The sequence below is a fragment of the Pseudomonas sp. KSR10 genome, from assembly GCF_022355455.1.
Classification (GTDB): domain Bacteria; phylum Pseudomonadota; class Gammaproteobacteria; order Pseudomonadales; family Pseudomonadaceae; genus Stutzerimonas; species Stutzerimonas stutzeri_E.
The window spans coordinates 1719613-1737623 of the sequence record NZ_JAKOEN010000019.1; the positions used below are offsets into that span (position 1 = coordinate 1719613).

Here is an 18011-nt window from a genome sequence, read left to right on the forward strand (position 1 = left end):
GGTGGGGGGCTTCGATCTGGAGGGTTAGACATGGCTGGGAATGCCAATTCCGGCCGGCCACCATTGCCGGCCACGGTCCACCTGCTGCGCGGTGACCCCAGCAAGCAGGGCATGGCCGCGCTACAAGCGGCTGCGCGGGCACCCGCTGTGCCGGTACAGGCTCCGCCGAAACCCGACTTCCTGAGCGCCGAGGGCGCCCAGGAATGGGACCGCGTGGTGGAAGCGCTGACCGCCCTGGGCTGGATCAGCACACTCGACATGATGGCCCTGGCCACCTACTGCGAAGCGGTGGGCGACTGGGTGCGCTTCCGTCGCAAGATCACCGAGCTAAACGACGAGCTGGAACACAGCGGCGACGTACAGACGTTCAAAACCGGCGCCAAGCAACTGAGTATCTGGCGGCAGCTGGCCAACGATGCCGAGCGCCGCGCGAATCAAGCTGGCGCGCTGTTCGGGTTCTCCCCGGTCGCGCGCCGCGCCATGAAGGCGCTGGTGCCTCAAGGCGAGCTGTTCCCCAATGAACCAAGAGACGCTGCAGACAAATACTTCAGCTGACTGCCGGGTGAAGGCGTTCGCGAACGCGGTGCTAGCCGGCTCGATTGTCGCCGGCCCGGATGTGCGGAACGCCTGCCAGCGGCACCTGAACGACCTGGCGCTTGGACCGGCGCGCGGTCTCGAATGGCGACAGGATCAGGCCGACCGGGCGATCGGGTTTTTCGAGGACGTGCTGCGCCTCAACGGAGGCGAATACGAAGGCTTGCCGTTCCTGCTCGCCCCCTGGCAGGCGTTCGTCGTAGGCAGCCTGTTCGGCTGGTACGCCGAAGAGGGCTTTCGCCGGTTCCGCCTCGCGTACATCGAGACGGGCAAGGGCTCGGGTAAGTCGCCGCTGATCGGCGGCATCGGGTTGTATGGCCTGGTCGCTGACGATGAGCAGCGCGCCGAGATCTATGCAGCCGCAACCAAGCGCGACCAGGCGATGATTCTGTTCCGCGATGCGGTGTCGATGGTGAACATGTCGCCGTCGCTTGCCGCGCGGATCGAGCAATCAGGGCGCAACGAGAAAATCTGGAACCTGTTCTACCCGAGCACCAACAGCTTCTTTCGCGCCATTGCGTCGGACGAAGGCCAGTCGGGGCCGCGCCCGCACATGGGGCTGCTGGACGAGGTGCACGAACACAAGACGGCAGCTGTCGTCGAGATGATGCGCGCCGGCACTAAGAGCCGGCGTCGCGCACTAGTGGCGATGATTACCAACAGCGGATCGGACAAAAACAGCGTCGCCGGCCAATACCATGATTTGAGCGTACGTGTGTGTCGCGGCGAAGCGGTCGACGACACGTTTTTCGCGTTCGTTTGCTCGCTGGATGAGGGTGACGATCCGTTCAAGGACGAGGCGTGCTGGCCAAAGGTCAACCCGTCACTGGATCACATCCCTGAAGGCCGCACTGATGGCATTCCAGGGCGCCGTTACCTGCGCGAGCAGGTGCTGGCCGCGCGCGGATTGCCTGCGAAGGAAGCGGTGGTGCGTCGGCTTAACTTCTGCCAGTGGACTGCGGCGGAGAACCCATGGATCGGCGGGGATGTGTGGCTTGGCGCTGCTGAGCGCGTGCCCATGCGGGTGTTGCGCAATCGCCCGTGTGTGGGTGGGCTGGACTTGTCCAGCACGACAGACTTGACCTCGTTCGTGCTTGAGTTCTACCCGACCGAGGCTGATCCGCATTGGCGGCTGCTGCCGTACTTCTGGATACCCGACCACGAGCTGGACGAGCGCGAGAAACGCGACCGTGCGCCATACCGGGTCTGGATCAAGGAAGGCCACTTGGAGACGACGCCAGGCCGGGCCATCAGCAAGCTGCACGTGTTGCGGCGCTTGCAGACGATCTGCGCGTACTTCGACATTCGCAAGATCGGCTATGACCGCTGGCGGATCGAGGATCTAAAGCAGCTGATGATCGAGCACGACATCGAGCTGCCGGAAATGGAGCCGTTCGGCCAGGGTTACCAGAGCATGTCGCCGGCCGTGGACGAGTTCGAGCGCCGCTTGCTCGGGATGCCTACCCAGACGCTGGACTACGATGGCAACGTTGTTGACGTCGACCCGAGCGAGTTCGAGCTGGTGGAAACCTTGCGGCACGACGGCAACCCGGTTCTGACCATGTGCGCGGCCAACGCCGTGACCACCTCGGATCCGGCTAACAACCGCAAGATCGACAAAGCGAAATCCAACGGCCGCATCGACGGCATCGTTGCGGCGGTCATCGCCACCGGCGTCAGCGGCTCCGTTCCGCCAGGTGGTGGCAAATCCATCTACGACGAAGGCGTCGGCATATGAGCACCGTTCTGCAGATCCTTTCCTGGCTCGCCGGGCTGGTGGGCTTCGGCCTGCTGGTCACGGGCGTGGCTCAACTCAATGTGCCGGCAGCGTTCATTGTCGCTGGCCTCGGCCTGCTGGCCTGGTCGCTGTTGGCTGACCGTGCGGCGGCGGCGATCAAACCCAAGGGGGGCTGAGCATGTTCTTTTCGAGCCTGCGAGGCGCAGGGGAGCGGCAGGGCACGCTGGAAAGCTTCGGCGACTTCTGGCGCGGCATGCTCGGTTCTGGGGCCGGCAACAGCGCAGGCGTTGCCATCACGCCGGAGACGGCGCTCGGCATTCCCATCCTGCACAACTGCGTCACGCTGCTGGCCGAGAGCCTTGCCCAGCTGCCGCTCGACGTCTACGAACGCAAGGACAACGGCCAGCGCGACGCTGCCATCAACCATCCGCTGTACGACGTGCTGCGCTACCAACCGAACGGATTCCAGACGCCTTTCGAGCTGAAGGAATGCGAACAGATGGCCTGCGGTCTGCGCGGCAACAGCTACACCTGGATCGATCGGCGCGAAGACGGCAACGTCGCCGCGCTCTGGCCGTTGAGCAACGACAAAGTTCAGGTGCTCAAGGGCGCCGATCTGTTGCCGTACTACCGCATCGGCACCGCTGACCCTGTGCCGATGCGCATGGTGCACCACGTGCGCTGGACGGCGACGAACCACTACGTCGGCTTATCGCCCATTGAGCTGCACGCCGAGACCGTCGGCATGGCCCAAGCCATCACCCGCTACACCGGCAAGTCATTCGCCAACGGCGCCACGGTATCGGGTGTGATCGAGCGGCCGCGCGAGGCTCCGGCGATCAAGGATCAGAAGAGCATCGACGGCATCATCGAGCAGTGGGGGGAGAAGTACAGCGGCATCGACAATGCGAAAAAGGTCGCGCTGCTGCAGGAAGGCATGACCTTCAAGCCCATCTCCATGAGCAACGTCGACGCCGACGTGGTGAACATCCTCAAGCTCACCGGCACCAACATCGCGCGGATCTACAAAATCCCGCTGCCGATGGTGAATGACCTGGAGAAGGCAAACTACAACACCATCGAGCAGCTGCTGATTCAGTTCGTGGTGTTCGGGTTGCTGCCGTGGGCCAAGCGCCACGAGCAGGCCATGATGCGCGACTTCCTGCTGCCCAAGGATCGGCACAAATACTTCATCGAGTTCAACCTGTCCGGCTTGATGCGCGGCGACCAGAAGAGCCGCTACGAGGCCTATGCCATCGGCAGGCAGTGGGGCTGGCTGTCGGTGAACGACATTCGACGGCTGGAGAACATGCCACCCGTCAAGGGCGGCGACCTGTACCTGCAGCCACTGAACATGGTCGACGTTGGCAAGGGTGCCGACCTGACCAACCCCAATGTGCGTGCGCAGCTGGAGCTGCAGCAGGCCGAGATCGCGAGGATTCTCCAACAATGAAACGCCACCTGAGAGCGGCCAGCATGCTGTTCAACCAGCCGCTGCTGATCACGCCGGAAATGCTCGATCTCGGTGTTGCCTGGGCCAACCAGGCCATGCACCTGAACATCATCAACATCGGTGCCCAGGCGCAGGGGCAGGATGGCGCCAAGCTCTGGCACGACGATGACGATTACTCCGCTCGCATGGAGCGAGCCGAAGAAGGGCGCCGCCAAGCCATTGGGCGAACTGGCGTCGAAGTCATCCCGGTCAGCGGCATTCTGGTTAGCCGTGCGGCTCATCTGCAGATGTGTGAGGTGATGACCAGCTATGAGGAGCTGCGCCGACAGCTGCGCACCGCCGTCGCCGATCCGATGGTCGAGCGCATTGTGCTCGACATCGACAGCCCAGGCGGCGCCGCTGTTGGCGCGTTCGAGCTGGCAGCGGATATCCGCGCGACGGCCCAGCAAAAGCCCATCACCGGCCTGGTGAACTTCTCGGCGTACAGCGGCGGCTACCTGCTCGCCTCGGCCTGTAGTGAAGTGGTGGTCAGCCAGACCAGTGGCATCGGCTCCATCGGCGTGATCGCCAAGCATCTTGATCGCTCCAAGATGCTGGAGAACGCGGGCGTCAAGGTCACGACTGTGTTTGCCGGTGACCACAAGAACGACCTCAGCCCTCACGAACCGCTGACAGATCAATCCATGAAGGTGCTGCAGGACATCGTGCAGGAGAGCTACCAAATGTTCGTCGGTGCGGTGGCTGAGTATCGCGGCCTTGCCGTCGAGAAGGTGATCGCCACCCAGGCCGGGCTGTTCAGTGGCCAGACCGGTATCAACGCTGGCTTGGCCGATCGCCTGCAAAGTCCGCAAGACGCAGTCGATCACCTGTCTCGCGCGGTTGCTGAAAGCCGCGCGGCACGTGGCAACAACGGTCTGTCGGTGCGTGCCCGCGCCGCAGCGATTCAATCCAAACTCTGACCGCGTTCGCGGCAGCGTCACCCGGCCCGCCTAGTGCGGGCTTTTTTATGCCCAGGAGGCACCATGTCCAAAGTTCTACAACTGCGTAGCGAACGCGCCGAGCTGAACACCAAGCTGCAGGCGCTCGCGAAACTCGAAGCCGAGGGTACGAACCTGAGCGCCGAACAGCTGCAGGAGTTCACCAGCCTGGAATCTCAGATTGCTGATATCAGCGCCAAGCTCACCCGCGCCGAGTCGGCCGAGAAATCCGCAGCCATGTCGGCCGTGCCCGTCACCGAAGGGGCCCAGGGCATCCAAGGCCCGCCCGCCAGTCGCATGGGTGGTGGTGATGGCAAAGAGCACATTCCGGGCGCCAAGATGGCCCAGATGGTTCGTCTGCTGGCCGCGGCGCAAGGCAATCAGCAAGCCGCGGCCCAGATGGCCAAGGATGGCAATTTCGGCTCGGACGTACAGATGGCATTGTCGACCGTAACGCCGGGCGCTGGTGGCGTGCTGGTGCCAACCAACATGGCGGCCGATGTGATTGAATCGCTGCGCCCGACCTCGGTGCTGCGCAAGATGGGCGTGACCAGCCTGCCGCTGAACAACGGCAACCTGACCATGCCCCGTATCACCGGCAACACCGTGGTGACCTACATCGGCACCGAACAGGATATTCCCCTGACCGGCATGACATTCGGCGACACCAAGCTGTCTGCCAAGAAAGCCGCAGCGTTGGTGCCCGTTTCCAACGATCTGCTGCGCATGTCGGGCGTCAACCCGCGCGTCGACAGCCTGGTCGCCAATGATCTGACCGTCAGCATGGGGCTGTCTGAGGATCTGCACTTCATTCGTGCCGATGGTACGGGCGTGCTGCCGAAGGGCTTGCGCCACTGGGCGATCGCGCAGCACGTGCTGCCGGCGCCGGCCAACCCCGATCTGGCGGCCATAGACCTCTTTCTGGGCGGCCTGATGCTGCGCATCGAGACCGCCAACGTGATGATGACCTCTTGCGGCTGGCTGATGCATCCGCGCACCTTGCGCTGGTTGCAATCGCTGCGCGACGGCAACGGCAACAAGGCATACCCCGAGATCGACCAGAATATGCTGAAGGGCTATCCGGTCGGGTTGAGCAATCAGATCCCGGTGAACCTAGGTGATCTCGGCGATGAGTCCGAGATTTATTTCGTCAACTTCGCCGACATGATGATCGGCGAGGACATGGATCTGGTCATCGATTTCAGCAAGGAAGCCGCCTACAAGGACGGCGCCGGCAACATGGTCAGCGCATTCCAGCGCGACCAGACGCTGGTCCGCGTCATCGCCAAGCACGACTTCGGTCCGCGCCACGTCGAGTGCATCGCCGTAGGCGTCGGCGTCAAGTGGGGCGCCGGCATGTAATCCGCTGCCCCGCCCTCGGGCGGGGCTTTTGCTGTTCCCCATTTTTTAAGGTGATGACATGAGCAATGAACGTGTAGTGGTGAAGTTCACCCAGTCCTGGCGCGGTTACTCCAAGGGGGAGCGTGCCGGCTTCGATGCGGCTCAGGCCAAGGCATTGATTGATGGCAAGGTGGCCGAGCAGGTCAAGGCTGTCCCTGTGGCAGCTGCCACAGCGGCTCCGACAGGCAGAGCGGCTGGAGGTAATCGCGGCTCCGGCAAGAAGCCTGCAGCCGATGCCAAGCCGGAGGCTTCTGAAACCCCGGCGCCAAGCACTCTACCCGCCGCCCCGAATGCGGGTGCCAAAGAGCTGCCGGCGGATGAAACGTTGTCCCTGGATGACGACGACGAGCCGAAGCCCTAATGGCCCGCCGCATCCAATATGACAGCGCGGTCCAGGTGCTGAGCGTCGAGGATGTGGCCGCGCAGTGCCGCGTCGAGGCTGAAGACCTGCAGGCCGCATTGGTCGAGCAGGTCATCATTCCTGGCGTGATCGCCCAGGCGGAAGCCAAAACCGGCGCTGCGATTCGGCCTGCCGTTTACGAAGAAGAGTGGCCCGAGTCGTACGGCTCGGGCCATCCGCTCGACGTAGGCCAGGCGGACGAGGTGTTGGCCATCCAGCGCGTCGAGGCTGACGGCAGCGTGACCGAGCTACAGTCGCTTCCACCGCTGCGGCTGGAACGTGGCCAGCGGGAGAGCTTCCTGCATTTTCCGCAGGGGCGGCCGGCCGGTCGGCTGGTCATCCGCTACCACGCTGGTGCCGACCTGGCTGCATATCCCGGCACCAAGCAATGGCTGCTCATGCACGCCGCCACGGCTCACGAGTTCCGCGAAACCATGGTGGTTGGAACAATTTTGGCCGAGCTACCCAGTCACTTTACCGACTCCCTGCTGGCCGAAATCACTGTCCCGCCGAGGTTCTGATATGAGAGCAGGTGCACTGCGGCGCCGTTGCAGCCTCCAAGTAGAGCAGCGGACAGGGGACGGGATCGGTGGCTACGTCAGCGTATGGGTAGAGCTGCGTAAAGTCTGGGCCGAAGTAACCACGCCAAGCGGCCGCGTCTCGAACGTGGCGCAGCAATTGGCAGCTGTCGTTACTGCCGAAGTTCGCGTACGGCCATCTGAGGATTTCATTGCAGGTCGAAGGCTGGTCAAAGGCGGCATGGTTTATCGGATCGAGGCTGTGCTGCCCAGCAATAAGGGCGACCAAATGCAGCTGTTGTGTTCCAGCGTGGCAAATCCGTAGGAGAGGCGTGTGGCTAAACGCAAATCTTCGATTAGGGGCGACTTCAAGCTGCGCGGCCTGCTGCGTCGCATCGGCAACAACATGGAGTCGGACCTTCGACCCGCGATGCAGCAATCAGCGGACTTGGTGCTGGAGACGCAGCGAGCCTTGATCCCAAGGGATACCGGTGCGAGCTGGTGGGCGTTGACGGCTTTTGTCTCGAAGTCAGGGCTGAACGCCCAAATCGGCATTCGCGGGAAGGAGAACAATAAGCGGTTCTTCTACCTGCGGTTTGTTGAGTACGGGACGAAAGGCGGGCCGGGCAAGGCGGGAGCCGAGCCGACCAACAAGGCCGACGGCGAGAACTTCTTCGGCTATGCGCCGGATATTCCAGCCAGGCCGGCGCATCCATGGCTTAGGCCGAGCATCGACATGAACCGCGACGAGATCCGAGTCATCATCAGCAGGGCGATCTCCAGCACGTTGAAGCGCGCAGCGCAGGGGGTGAAGAGTGGCTGATCCAGGCCTCGCGCTGCAGCAGGCGATATATCAACGGCTCACGGCCGAGCTATCCGTTCCGGTCTATGACGCGGTGCCGATGGATACCCCTTACCCCTATGTCACGCTGGACTTCGAGACCCTGACCAACGCCAGCCCCATCAGCGGGCGAAACCGTGACCAGCGATTGTTTTATCTGTCGGTTTGGAGCGATTACCAGGGCCAGGCCGAGGTGAAGCGCATCAACGGCGAGATATACCAAGCGCTGAATGAGCGGAGTCTGCCACTCACTACCGGCCGGGCCGTATCCGTGCGCGTCCAGAGCATGAGCAGCAACCGCGAACCGGACGGCAGAACCTACCAAGGCTCTGTCACCGTTCGAATCATCACCACCCACTAAATCACCAATACAGCCGCCATGCGGCATTTCACCAATGCGCCTTTGGAGGATCCCCCATGGCCGAAGATAACCTCAACACAGCCGCTGGCTGCCGCTTCTCCCTCGGCACCAAGAGCGGCGCGGACGACCAGGCCGCATACGAAGCCGATACCTATGTCGAAGTCGGCGAAATCGAAGACCTTGGCGAGTTCGGCGATACGTTCAGCTCTGTGACGTTCACGGCTCTGACTAATGGCCGGGTGCGCAAGTACAAGGGCACCGCGGACGCTGGCGACCTCACCCTGACTGTCGGCCTGGACAATGGCGACGCCGGCCAGCAGGCAGTCAAGACGGCTCACAAGGACCGCAGCAAGGGCGATTACAACATCAAGATCACACTCAACGATGGTGATCCAGATGCGGCAACTCCCCTGTTGCCTACGACGTTCTACATGCGCGGCAAAGTGATGAACAACACCGTTGCTGCTGGTGCAGCTGACAACGTCGTTCGCCGCAACATCACCATCGGCATCAACTCGGACATTCTCGAGATTCTGCCGGCTCCAGCTCCGGTAACTCCGTAACACCACTACGGGGCTTCGGCCCCGCTTCGTTTAGGAAACGAATTACATGAGCAAGACGATGCATGGAATCACTACGGTTCGTCTCGGCGACGAAGAGTTCGAACTGGTGCCTACGCTGCTGGCCGTGAGAAACATCGAGGCACGTTTCGGCGGGCTGCGCGGGGCGGCTCAGGCTGTTCATGCCCTTAGCGTAGAAGGTGTTGCGCACATCATCGCGAGCGGTGCAAACGTGACCGGCAAGGCCGCCGAAGCATTGGTTGAAAAGGTCTGGATGGCCGGCGTGGTGGACGTTTCAGTTCAGCTCAGCCCTTACCTGGCCGCGCTGTACAACCCGCGAGGCACCGACGAGGGAAACGCTCAAGCGGGGACGGAGTAAGCGCCGTCGAGGATGGCAGCTACGTCGACCGCCTCTACACTGTGGCGACTGGGTGGCTCGGCTGGCCACCTGACGTTGCCTGGCGCACCCCGATCCCCGAACTGTTCATGGCGATGGATGGCCGCATCGAATGGGCGAAGATGACCAACCCGTTCGGCCGCCCCCAAGAAGAGAAACCCAAGCCGACCACGGTAGCCGAGAAGATTCGCGCAGCTCTGTTAGGCCGGCGCGCTAAGTGAAGATCAACTAACCCGCTTCGGCGGGTTTTTTATTGCCCGAGGAAAAGTGAATGGCCCAAGACGTCCAGGGCATGTTGATCCAGATCGAGGCCACCACAGCACAGCTGCGCCGTGAGATGGCGCTGGCGGACAAGTCTGTCGCTACTGCCACGAGAGGAATTGACAAACAGCTCTCCAAGATAGACTCGGCGTTTGATCGCGTTGGGTTGGGCGCTGGAAAGCTGACCGCAGCGGCGCGCGCTGTGGCGCCCGCTATGGCTGCTCTGGTTACAATCGAAGGCCTACGCCGCGCCAGGCAGCTGTCAGAAGAGTTCACGCTGCTGGAGGCCCGAGTAAGGCGCCTTGGCGGTGGGACAGCAGAGGCGGCTGTAACCTATGCGCGCCTGGCGGAGATATCCGGCCGGACAGGCGTCAGTCTCGCCGACACCGTCAAGCTCTGGGAGTCGTTAACCGGGACACTGCAGGAAATGGGCGCCACTGATGCCCAGGTCGTGCGCCTGGCTGAAACCCTGCAGAAGATTGGCACAATCGGCGGCAGTTCGTCCGAAGAAGTGTCCTCAGCGCTGCGTCAGCTCGGTCAAGGCCTGGCAGGCGGCGTTATCCGGGCGGAAGAATTCAATTCGGTTATCGAGGGCATGCCAGAGCTTGGGCGCGAGATCGCGCGCGGTCTCGGCGTTCCGTTCGGTGAGCTACGGCAGTTGATGTTGGACGGCAAGCTGACTGCCGAAGCGGTGCTCGGGGCTATACAGTCCAGGGCGGGCGATGTCGACCGCGAGTTCGCAAAGCTACCACGCACGGTTGATCAGGCCTCTAACGCGCTGACAACCAACTTTGGCCGAGCTGTTGCTGACCTTGATAAGGCGATAGGCGGGTCGAAGAACCTCGCATGGTTGATCGACAAACTCGCTACTGGGATCAGGCTCCAAGCTGGCGACCTTACGGATCTGGAACGACTGAACGAGCTGACGACAGAGAGGGCGCGGCTACAAGAGCGATATGCCCAGGCGGATCGCCGTACACTGCTTTCGGCAAAGGAGCGAGCCACCTTCGAGGAAGGCCTAAAGAAACTCAACACCGACATCCTGGAGATTCAGGACCGCCGGATCGGGCAGCTGAAGGACGAAGGCAAGCAGATCAAATCGAGCGGTGAGTCCCGCAACGCCGAGTACGACAAATACCTGGCCAAGCTTAAGGAATCGGCAGCGCTTCAGGGAACCAACACCGAAGAAGCGAAGGTTCGCTATGCCATCGAGGCAGGCGAGTTGGGTAAGTTGACCGACAAGCAACAGCAGAGCCTGCTCGCTTACGCCAAGGAAAAAGACGCCAAGGTTGAGGCCGAGAAGACCGCGAAGACTCACGCATCAGCGATCGACAAGACAAACACGTCTTACAAGTCGCTGGTCGCGAGCCTGGAAAAGCAGATCTACCTGCTCGGCCAGGAAGGCGAATCGGCCGAGATGGCGTATCAGCTCGAGCATGGCGGTCTCAAGGATTTGGACCCAGCACGTAAAACCGTGCTGCGCGATCTGGCCAATGAGCTGGAGGCGAAGAAGGCGTTGGCCGAGGCGGCCGACGAGATGCTGGAGCGGGACCGTGAACGGCTGGCCATGGCTGACCGCCTTGCTGCTCAGCGCACTGCGATCGATCTCGATGTTGCCGGCGTCGGTATGGGCGATCGTGAAATCGAGCAGCTGACTGCTGTGAATGAGGTCCGTCAGCGTTTCGCTCAGGAGCGCTTGGAGCTCACCCGTAATCAGAACGACAAGGATCGTGCACTCAGCGCTGCGGCGTTTGAAGCGCGCATGGCGGACCTCCGTACGTTCGAGGAACGGGAGATTGCCTTGGTCGAGGAAGGCGCGCAGCGAAAGCTAGATGCCCAAAGCGATTGGGGGAACGGCGCGCGTCGGGCAATGGAGAACTACCGCGATAGCGCCGCCGACATTGCCGGGCAGGTCGACGGCCTGTTCACCAACGCGTTCAGCTCGATGGAAGATTCGATCGTCAGCTTCGCCACGACGGGGAAGGCCTCGTTCAAGGATTTCGCAACCTCGATTCTTGAGGACATGGCGCGCATCGCAACGCGCCAGGCCAGCTCCCAACTTCTTGGAATGCTCGTCCAGGCTGGCGCGAGCTACTTCGGTGGCGCGACGGCCGGCAGCGGGGCGGCAGCGAGCGATTACACGGGGAGCGCGTACAGCAACTGGGCAGCAGCCCAAGCGAAAGGTGGGGCCTGGTCTGGTGGCGCTCAGTTCTTTGCGAAAGGCGGCGCGTTCACGAACTCCATCGTCAACCAGCCGACGGCGTTCGGCATGGCTGGCGGGCTTGGCGTAATGGGCGAGGCGGGGCCAGAGGCAATTATGCCGCTCACTCGCGGGCCGGACGGTTCGCTTGGTATCCAGGCGTACGGCGGGGGTAGCTCGGGAGGTGCCGTTGTTCAGCTGAATGCTCCGATCGCTATCACGATGGAGGATCGCAGCTCGGAAGGCATGGAGCTTGATCAAGAGGCATTGAGCCGAAATATGCAGCGTGAGTTTCAGCAGGTTGCGCAGAAAGTCGTGGCTGACAGCTGGCGCCCGGGCGGTATCAGCTACAGACAAACGCAAGGGAGGGCCTGATGGCTATCGAAACATTCACGTGGAGTCCAGACGGGGAGACGGAAGGCGAGATCGCCCAGCGTCGACGTTCCTCTCAGTTCGGCGATGGCTATCAGCAGGTAACTGCCGATGGCATCAATGCGGAGCAGGGTAGCTGGCCGGTGACCTTTGGCGGCACTGAGGACGAGATAAGACCAATCCGGGATTTTCTCAGGCGCCACCAAGGCAGCAAGGCGTTCCTTTGGACGCCTCCGCTAGGCGAGTTAGGCCTGTATCGCAATGATGGCCTCTTCCGAGTCAACGCAAAAGGCGGCGGGATCTACGTGCTATCAACCACCTTCGAGACGGCCTTTCATCCATGAGCCTCCTGAGCGATGTTCAAACCCTCGAGCCGGGGAACGAAATCACGTTGTTCGAGCTTGACGGCACCGAGTACGGCGCCGACGTGCTGCGCTTCCATGGGCATGCGATTCCTCACAGCCCCGCTGAGCTTGCCGCAGCTGGTGCGAACGCTGATGAGCTGCCCGCTAAATCGATCTGGTGGCAAGGCGAGGAGTATTCAGCCTGGCCGGTGCAGCTTGACGGTGTGGAAGCGAACAGTGATGGCCAGTCAGTGCGGCCGACGTTCTCGGCTGGCAACGTACAGGGCAGGCTCACAGCGCTTTGCTTGGCCTTCGATGACCTTGCTGAGTTTCGCCTCACCGAGCGCAAAACCTTCGCGCGATACCTGGACGCAACAAACTTTCCAGCTGGTAACCCAGAGGCGGACCCAACTCAGGAATCGATCGAGATCTGGTACTTCGACCAGAAGATGGGCGAGGACGGCGAGACGATTGTCTGGGAGCTGGCCAGCCCTGGAGACATTGGCGGCGAATCCATCGGGCGACAGATGACCACACTGTGCCATTGGGCGATGACCGGCGGCTACCGCGGCCCGAACTGCGGCTACACCGGCCCGTATGTCGATATCGACGGCAACCCTACAGACGATCCGGCGAAGGACGAGTGCGACGGGTGCCTCGGTACCGGATGCATGCCGCGCTTCGGCGCTAACAACGAATTGCCGCACGGCGGAATGCCTGGCGTATCCCTGATCGCACGGAGCTGACCATGCGCAAACACATCATTGCGGCAGTGCAAGAGCACGCGGCGGCGGAATACCCGCGCGAGGCTTGCGGTCTGCTTGTGCAGGCTGGCCGTGCGCATCGGTACATTCGTTGCGCCAACACAGCGACAGACCCAGCCGAAGAGTTCCGGATTGCGCCAGAGGCGTACGCGCAGGCAGAAGACATCGGCGAAGTCATCGCCGTGGTGCACAGCCACCCGGACGCGACCAGCAGGCCCAGTGCCGCCGACGTGGCCATGTGTAACGCGTCCGGCCTGCCCTGGTACATCATCAGCTGGCCAGAGGGCGATCTGCGGCTGATAGAGCCGGTAGACCAAGTGCCGCTACAGGGCCGGGCTTTCGTGCATGGCGTGCAGGATTGTTGGCAGGTGTGCGCGGACTGGTATCAGCGAGCGAAGGGGCTCGAGTTTCCTCGCTACGAGCGCGCGGATGGCTGGTGGGAAGATCCAGACGGGCCGAGCCACTATGAAGATCTGTATGAAGCAGCCGGCTTTGTGCGAGTGGACGTCCCGCAGCGAGGCGATTTGATAGTGATGGAGATAGGCCGAACGGTTCGCCCCAATCACGCCGGCATCTACCTTGGCAGTGACCCATCGTTGCCCGGTGAGGACGTCAACGTGTTCGGGGCAGGGCCGTTCCTGCTGCACCACCTGTACGGCCGCCGATCAGAAGTGATCGTTTTCGGCGGACCCTGGTGGGACCGCACTCGCTTCGTTCTGAGGCATGAGAGCGAGTTTTAAGGCGTCGACAGCATCTGCTATACACTCCATCAAAATCGAACAAGGAGTGCTGTATGCGGAAACTGATGTGTCTGTTTTTAGCCGTTGCCCTTGGTGGCTGCGCTACTACGCCGGTACCGGCCGAGAAAGCCGAAGCGGTGCCTGCAGCCCGGCTCTACGCTCATCAAGCAGCAGGGTCGAATCTGTCCACGTTAGTCGTCACCCGTGACCGTGGCTTTGTGGGCTCGGCCTGCAATACAAAGTTGTTCATAGACGGCGAGCTTTCAGCCGAGATTGGGTCCGGCGAAAGCGCTCGATTCCACCTCAGCCCAGGACCGAGAATTGTTTCAGTATCGGGAGCCGGGGCGTGTTCGACCGGTCTCAAAGAGCGAGAGGTATTGCTCTCGGCTGAGCGGGTGACTCGTTACCGAATATCAATCGATGCATCCATGAGTATGGATCTATCGCCAACAGCGTTTTGAACAAGCCGCCTCCGGGCGGTTTTTTTATGCCTGAGGAAAGACATGGCAGCTTCCGCGATTGAATACACCCCGATGACGACCATTCGCCTTTACGGCGTGCTTCGCAAGTTTGGGAAGGAGTTTCGACTCGCGGTTAACAGCACCAATGAGGCCATCAGGGCGCTGTGCGTCCAGCTGCCTGGTTTCGAGAAATTCCTCGCTGATGCGCACCTTAAAGGCATGGAATTCGCTGTATTCCGCGGGAAAAGAAACATCAGCCAAGAGGAGCTTGGTTTCGGTGGGGCTGACATGATCCGGATTGCACCGGTCATGCAAGGCCGGAAGCGCGGCGGGATAATCCAGACAATCATCGGAGCTGTGCTGATTGTCGCTGGAACCTACTTCGGTCAGGCGTGGGCGGTTCAGGCCGGCGTTGCAATGGTTGCCGGCGGCGTTATCCAAATGCTGAGCCCCCAAGCATCCGGCCTTCGCCAATCGGCATCGCCCGAAAATATGCCCAGCTATGCATTCGGCAGTGCCAAGAACACCACTGCCAGCGGCAACCCGGTTGCGCTGTGTATTGGTGAGCGGCGGTGGGGCGGCGCAATCATCAGTGCAGCCATCTACGCAGAAGATCAGACGTAAGAAAAAACTAACGCAGCCCGCTTCGGCGGGTTTTTTATTGCCTGGAGAAAAGCATGGGCGCTGCAGCACCACTCGACATTGCCGGCCGCAAGGGTGGCGAAAGCAAGCCAAAGCAGCCTGTAGAATCACCGGACAGCCTGCAGTCAACAGCAACAGCCAAAATCCTGATTGCCGTCGGCGAGGGCGAGTTCGAAGGCGTACCCACTGCGCGCGATATCTATCTCGACAACACACCGCTGATGGACGCAGCCGGCAATTTGAATTTCCCCGGCGTGAAGTGGGAATGGCGGCCAGGCTCCGTTGAGCAGACGCACATCCCAGGCATTCCGAACGTCGAGAACGAAACCACAGTGAATGTGGAGCTTCGCAGCGAGACGCCGTTCGTAAGAGCTGTGAGCAATACGCAGCTGTCCGCAGTCCGTCTACGGTTCGCCTGGCCAGCACTACAAGCGCAGGACTCTAACGGCAATGTGGGTGGCTATCGCATCGAGTATGCAGTGGACCTTGCAACGGACGGTGGCGCTTATCAGGAAGTGCTTCGTGAGGCAGTGGACGGGAAAACGACCACTCGCTACGAGCGGTCCCGTCGTATCGACCTGCCGAAAGCGGACACCGGTTGGCAGTTGCAAGTCCGGCGTATCACGCCGAACCAGGCGAACAACCGCATCGCTGACACCATGATCATCGCAGGCCTGGCCGATGTGATCGATGCAAAGCTCCGTTATCCGAATACCGCGCTGCTGTTCATCGAGTTCAGTGCAGAGCAATTCAGCAACATTCCCGCAGTGACCGTGCGCTGTAAGGGCCGCAAATGGCAGATACCGAGCAACTATGACCCGATTGCCCGCACCTATAGCGGCATCTGGGACGGCACATTTAAAACCGCCTGGACGAATAACCCGGCTTGGATCACCTATGGCCTGTGTGTAAACGATCGCTTCGGGCTTGGTCGCCGTATCAAGCCGTGGATGATCGACAAGTGGGAGCTTTACCGGATCGCGCAGTACTGCGATCAGCTGGTGGACGATGGTCTTGGCAATCAGGAGCCGCGTTTCCTCTGCGATATGAACCTTCAGGGCAAGGCTGAAGCGTGGGTGCTGCTGCGCGATGTTGCAGCTATCTACCGGGGCATGACGTACTGGTCGCGAGGCCAGCTCATGAGCCAGGCAGATATGCCGCGCGAGCAGGACTTCGACTATGTCTTCACCCGCGCCAACGTCGTGGATGGAAAATTTTCATACGGCAGCGGATCCGCGCGCACGCGCTACAGTCGGGCCCTGGTCAGCTACGACAACCCCGCGAACAACTACGACACTGACGTCATTCCGGTGACCGATAAGCGGCTGCAGCGCCGCTACGGTGACCGACCGATTGAGCTGTCGGCAATCGGTTGCACTCGCGCCAGTGAGGGGCAGCGGCGTGGCAAATGGGTTTTGCTTACCAACACACAGGACCGAACCGTCACGTTCAGCACCGGGCTCGAGGGGCGTATTCCTTTACCCGGCTACGTCATCCCAGTTGCAGATTCGCTATTCGCAGGTCGCGAGGTAGGTGGGCGCATATCGGCCGTGGCTGGCCGGGTCATTACCTTAGACCGTGATGCGCAAGTGACGCCGGGGGATCGCCTGATTCTGAATCTCCCGAGCGGCAACGCACAGGCGCGCACTGTTCAGCTGGTAAGTGGTCGCCAGGTGACCGTCACTACTGCATACAGCGAGACGCCAGTCCCACAGCTGGTATGGGCGCTGGATGCCGACGACCTGAGAGTGCAGCTCTACCGAGTGATGAAGGTGGAGCGCGATCAGAACGGCAACTACACGATCCACGGCCTGCAGTATGAGCCGACGAAGTTTCCAGCAATCGACAGTGGGGCGCGACTTGAAACCCGGCCGATTAGCGTAATTCCTACCGGCACGATTGAGGCCCCTGTAAGCGTTGGTATTTCGTCGTTCTATAGCATCGACCAGGGCATCGCGGTTCACACGATGACCATCGCCTGGCCAAGTGTCGCCGGCGCGGTCGCATATGACGTCGAATGGAAGAAGGACTCCGGGAACTGGGTTCGGCTGCCGCGTACAGGCTCGTTGAGCGTTGACGTTTCGGGCATCTACACCGGTGGCTACGTCGCTCGGGTGCGCGCGGTTAACGCGTGGGATGTCGCGTCAATCTGGCGCGATTCTATGCTCACCCAGTTGGAAGGCAAGACGGGGACACCGCCTGCCGTTGCCTATCTCAACACGACGCCGCTCGTGTTTGGCATTCGCCTCGACTGGGGATTCCCGGCCGGAGCAGAGGACACGCTGCGCACCGAACTCGAGTATGCGGCGAATGCCCAAGGCGAGCAGGCGCTGACGCTTGGCGACTTTGCATATCCGCAGGCTGAGCACGAAATGCACGGCCTCGCTGCGGGTGTTCGTTTCTGGTTCCGTGCCCGCCTGGTAGATCGTACCGGCAACGTCGGGCCCTGGTCTGCATGGGTCGATGGAATCTCCAGTACAGACGCCACGGCCTACGATGCGTATTTCGCCGGCAAGATCAAGGAATCTGCGCTTGGCCAGGAACTGCTGAACGAGATCGAGAAGATTTCGGGTGACGGAGCAGGCTCGGTCAACGAGCGGCTACAGGCACTGGCCGAGGAGATCGGCGACATCGTCGACGCTCTGCTGTACGACCCGGCCAAGGCCTATCTGAGCGGCGATACGGTCAGGCAGGGGCAGCGGCTCTATCAGGCATCGCAGGACGTGCCTGTAAATACGCCGCCGCCGAACGCAACGTACTGGCTCGATATCGGCACTGTTGTGGAAACGGCGAACGGCCTCGCCGCCCAAGTGCAACAGCACACGGTTGCCATCAATGACATCGATGGCAAGGTCACGGCTCAGGCGTCCACCCTGGAGGCCTTACAAGCTACCTATCGCGACGACGACGGAGAGGGAGATCTAGCTGACGCGCTACGTGGCGCCGAGGCTACCGCCCAGTTTGCACAGGAAGTGCGGACGCGGGCG

Annotated in this window: 19 protein-coding genes; all 19 read left to right on the forward strand. The window is 61.5% G+C overall.

The window, feature by feature from the left end; genetic code table 11:
- Positions 1–30 precede the first annotated feature (30 nt).
- Positions 31–555, forward strand: a complete 525-nt coding sequence (locus tag MCB86_RS16815) for a phage terminase small subunit P27 family (RefSeq protein ID WP_239611555.1) — start codon at positions 31–33, stop codon at positions 553–555.
- Positions 518–2332 carry a terminase TerL endonuclease subunit gene (locus MCB86_RS16820; protein ID WP_239611556.1) on the forward strand — a complete coding sequence of 605 codons (1815 nt, stop codon included), beginning with the start codon at positions 518–520 and terminating at the stop codon, positions 2330–2332. The genes MCB86_RS16815 and MCB86_RS16820 overlap by 38 nt, the downstream gene beginning before the upstream one ends.
- The gene (locus MCB86_RS16825) at positions 2329–2508 is read left to right on the forward strand and encodes a hypothetical protein (RefSeq protein ID WP_239611557.1); all 180 of its coding nucleotides are present in this window, start codon (positions 2329–2331) and stop codon (positions 2506–2508) included. Before MCB86_RS16820 ends, MCB86_RS16825 begins: the two co-directional genes overlap by 4 nt.
- 2 nt (positions 2509–2510) lie before the next feature.
- Positions 2511–3785 carry a phage portal protein gene (locus MCB86_RS16830; protein WP_239611558.1) on the forward strand — a complete coding sequence of 425 codons (1275 nt, stop codon included), beginning with the start codon at positions 2511–2513 and terminating at the stop codon, positions 3783–3785.
- Complete coding sequence (locus tag MCB86_RS16835) at positions 3782–4744, forward strand: S49 family peptidase (RefSeq protein WP_239611559.1); 963 nt, start codon at positions 3782–3784, stop codon at positions 4742–4744. The genes MCB86_RS16830 and MCB86_RS16835 overlap by 4 nt, the downstream gene beginning before the upstream one ends.
- Before the next feature lie 63 nt (positions 4745–4807).
- On the forward strand, positions 4808–6124 hold the full coding sequence (locus MCB86_RS16840; RefSeq protein ID WP_239611560.1) for a phage major capsid protein: 1317 nt from the start codon (positions 4808–4810) through the stop codon (positions 6122–6124).
- 58 nt (positions 6125–6182) lie between these two features.
- Positions 6183–6524 (forward strand): hypothetical protein, encoded by a 342-nt coding sequence (locus tag MCB86_RS16845; protein ID WP_239611561.1) that lies wholly within the window; start codon positions 6183–6185, stop codon positions 6522–6524.
- On the forward strand, positions 6524–7084 hold the full coding sequence (locus MCB86_RS16850; RefSeq protein WP_239611562.1) for a hypothetical protein: 561 nt from the start codon (positions 6524–6526) through the stop codon (positions 7082–7084). Before MCB86_RS16845 ends, MCB86_RS16850 begins: the two co-directional genes overlap by 1 nt.
- A gap of 1 nt (position 7085) precedes the next feature.
- Positions 7086–7406, forward strand: coding sequence for a phage head closure protein (locus MCB86_RS16855; RefSeq protein ID WP_239611563.1), 321 nt, complete (start codon positions 7086–7088; stop codon positions 7404–7406).
- A 9-nt stretch (positions 7407–7415) separates the two neighbouring features.
- Positions 7416–7904: an HK97 gp10 family phage protein gene (locus MCB86_RS16860; protein WP_239611564.1), complete on the forward strand. Its 489-nt coding sequence runs from the start codon at positions 7416–7418 to the stop codon at positions 7902–7904.
- Positions 7897–8283: a DUF3168 domain-containing protein gene (locus MCB86_RS16865; RefSeq protein WP_239611565.1), complete on the forward strand. Its 387-nt coding sequence runs from the start codon at positions 7897–7899 to the stop codon at positions 8281–8283. Before MCB86_RS16860 ends, MCB86_RS16865 begins: the two co-directional genes overlap by 8 nt.
- Positions 8284–8339: 56 nt before the next feature.
- Positions 8340–8846, forward strand: a complete 507-nt coding sequence (locus tag MCB86_RS16870; RefSeq protein ID WP_239611566.1) for a hypothetical protein — start codon at positions 8340–8342, stop codon at positions 8844–8846.
- Between the two features lie 46 nt (positions 8847–8892).
- Positions 8893–9222: a hypothetical protein gene (locus MCB86_RS16875; RefSeq protein WP_239611567.1), complete on the forward strand. Its 330-nt coding sequence runs from the start codon at positions 8893–8895 to the stop codon at positions 9220–9222.
- A gap of 313 nt (positions 9223–9535) precedes the next feature.
- Positions 9536–12076 carry a phage tail tape measure protein gene (locus MCB86_RS16885; protein ID WP_239611569.1) on the forward strand — a complete coding sequence of 847 codons (2541 nt, stop codon included), beginning with the start codon at positions 9536–9538 and terminating at the stop codon, positions 12074–12076.
- Positions 12076–12417, forward strand: a complete 342-nt coding sequence (locus MCB86_RS16890; RefSeq protein WP_239611570.1) for a phage tail protein — start codon at positions 12076–12078, stop codon at positions 12415–12417. Before MCB86_RS16885 ends, MCB86_RS16890 begins: the two co-directional genes overlap by 1 nt.
- Complete coding sequence (locus tag MCB86_RS16895; RefSeq protein ID WP_239611571.1) at positions 12414–13163, forward strand: phage minor tail protein L; 750 nt, start codon at positions 12414–12416, stop codon at positions 13161–13163. Before MCB86_RS16890 ends, MCB86_RS16895 begins: the two co-directional genes overlap by 4 nt.
- A gap of 2 nt (positions 13164–13165) precedes the next feature.
- On the forward strand, positions 13166–13921 hold the full coding sequence (locus tag MCB86_RS16900; RefSeq protein ID WP_239611572.1) for a C40 family peptidase: 756 nt from the start codon (positions 13166–13168) through the stop codon (positions 13919–13921).
- Positions 13922–14424: 503 nt separating this feature from the next.
- Positions 14425–15006 (forward strand): tail assembly protein, encoded by a 582-nt coding sequence (locus MCB86_RS16905; protein ID WP_239611573.1) that lies wholly within the window; start codon positions 14425–14427, stop codon positions 15004–15006.
- Between the two features lie 53 nt (positions 15007–15059).
- Positions 15060–18011: host specificity protein J (locus MCB86_RS16910; protein WP_239611574.1), on the forward strand; the 2952-nt coding region annotated here is incomplete at its 3' end.

Coding starts and splice junctions, on each gene's coding strand:
- MCB86_RS16855 (WP_239611563.1), top strand. CDS start 7,086: ATGAGAGCAGGTGCACTGCGGCGCCGTTGCAGCCTCCAAGTAGAGCAG.
- MCB86_RS16875 (WP_239611567.1), top strand. CDS start 8,893: ATGAGCAAGACGATGCATGGAATCACTACGGTTCGTCTCGGCGACGAA.
- MCB86_RS16850 (WP_239611562.1), top strand. CDS start 6,524: ATGGCCCGCCGCATCCAATATGACAGCGCGGTCCAGGTGCTGAGCGTC.
- MCB86_RS16900 (WP_239611572.1), top strand. CDS start 13,166: ATGCGCAAACACATCATTGCGGCAGTGCAAGAGCACGCGGCGGCGGAA.
- MCB86_RS16845 (WP_239611561.1), top strand. CDS start 6,183: ATGAGCAATGAACGTGTAGTGGTGAAGTTCACCCAGTCCTGGCGCGGT.
- MCB86_RS16870 (WP_239611566.1), top strand. CDS start 8,340: ATGGCCGAAGATAACCTCAACACAGCCGCTGGCTGCCGCTTCTCCCTC.
- MCB86_RS16820 (WP_239611556.1), top strand. CDS start 518: ATGAACCAAGAGACGCTGCAGACAAATACTTCAGCTGACTGCCGGGTG.
- MCB86_RS16830 (WP_239611558.1), top strand. CDS start 2,511: ATGTTCTTTTCGAGCCTGCGAGGCGCAGGGGAGCGGCAGGGCACGCTG.
- MCB86_RS16905 (WP_239611573.1), top strand. CDS start 14,425: ATGGCAGCTTCCGCGATTGAATACACCCCGATGACGACCATTCGCCTT.
- MCB86_RS16890 (WP_239611570.1), top strand. CDS start 12,076: ATGGCTATCGAAACATTCACGTGGAGTCCAGACGGGGAGACGGAAGGC.
- MCB86_RS16815 (WP_239611555.1), top strand. CDS start 31: ATGGCTGGGAATGCCAATTCCGGCCGGCCACCATTGCCGGCCACGGTC.
- MCB86_RS16840 (WP_239611560.1), top strand. CDS start 4,808: ATGTCCAAAGTTCTACAACTGCGTAGCGAACGCGCCGAGCTGAACACC.
- MCB86_RS16835 (WP_239611559.1), top strand. CDS start 3,782: ATGAAACGCCACCTGAGAGCGGCCAGCATGCTGTTCAACCAGCCGCTG.
- MCB86_RS16825 (WP_239611557.1), top strand. CDS start 2,329: ATGAGCACCGTTCTGCAGATCCTTTCCTGGCTCGCCGGGCTGGTGGGC.
- MCB86_RS16895 (WP_239611571.1), top strand. CDS start 12,414: ATGAGCCTCCTGAGCGATGTTCAAACCCTCGAGCCGGGGAACGAAATC.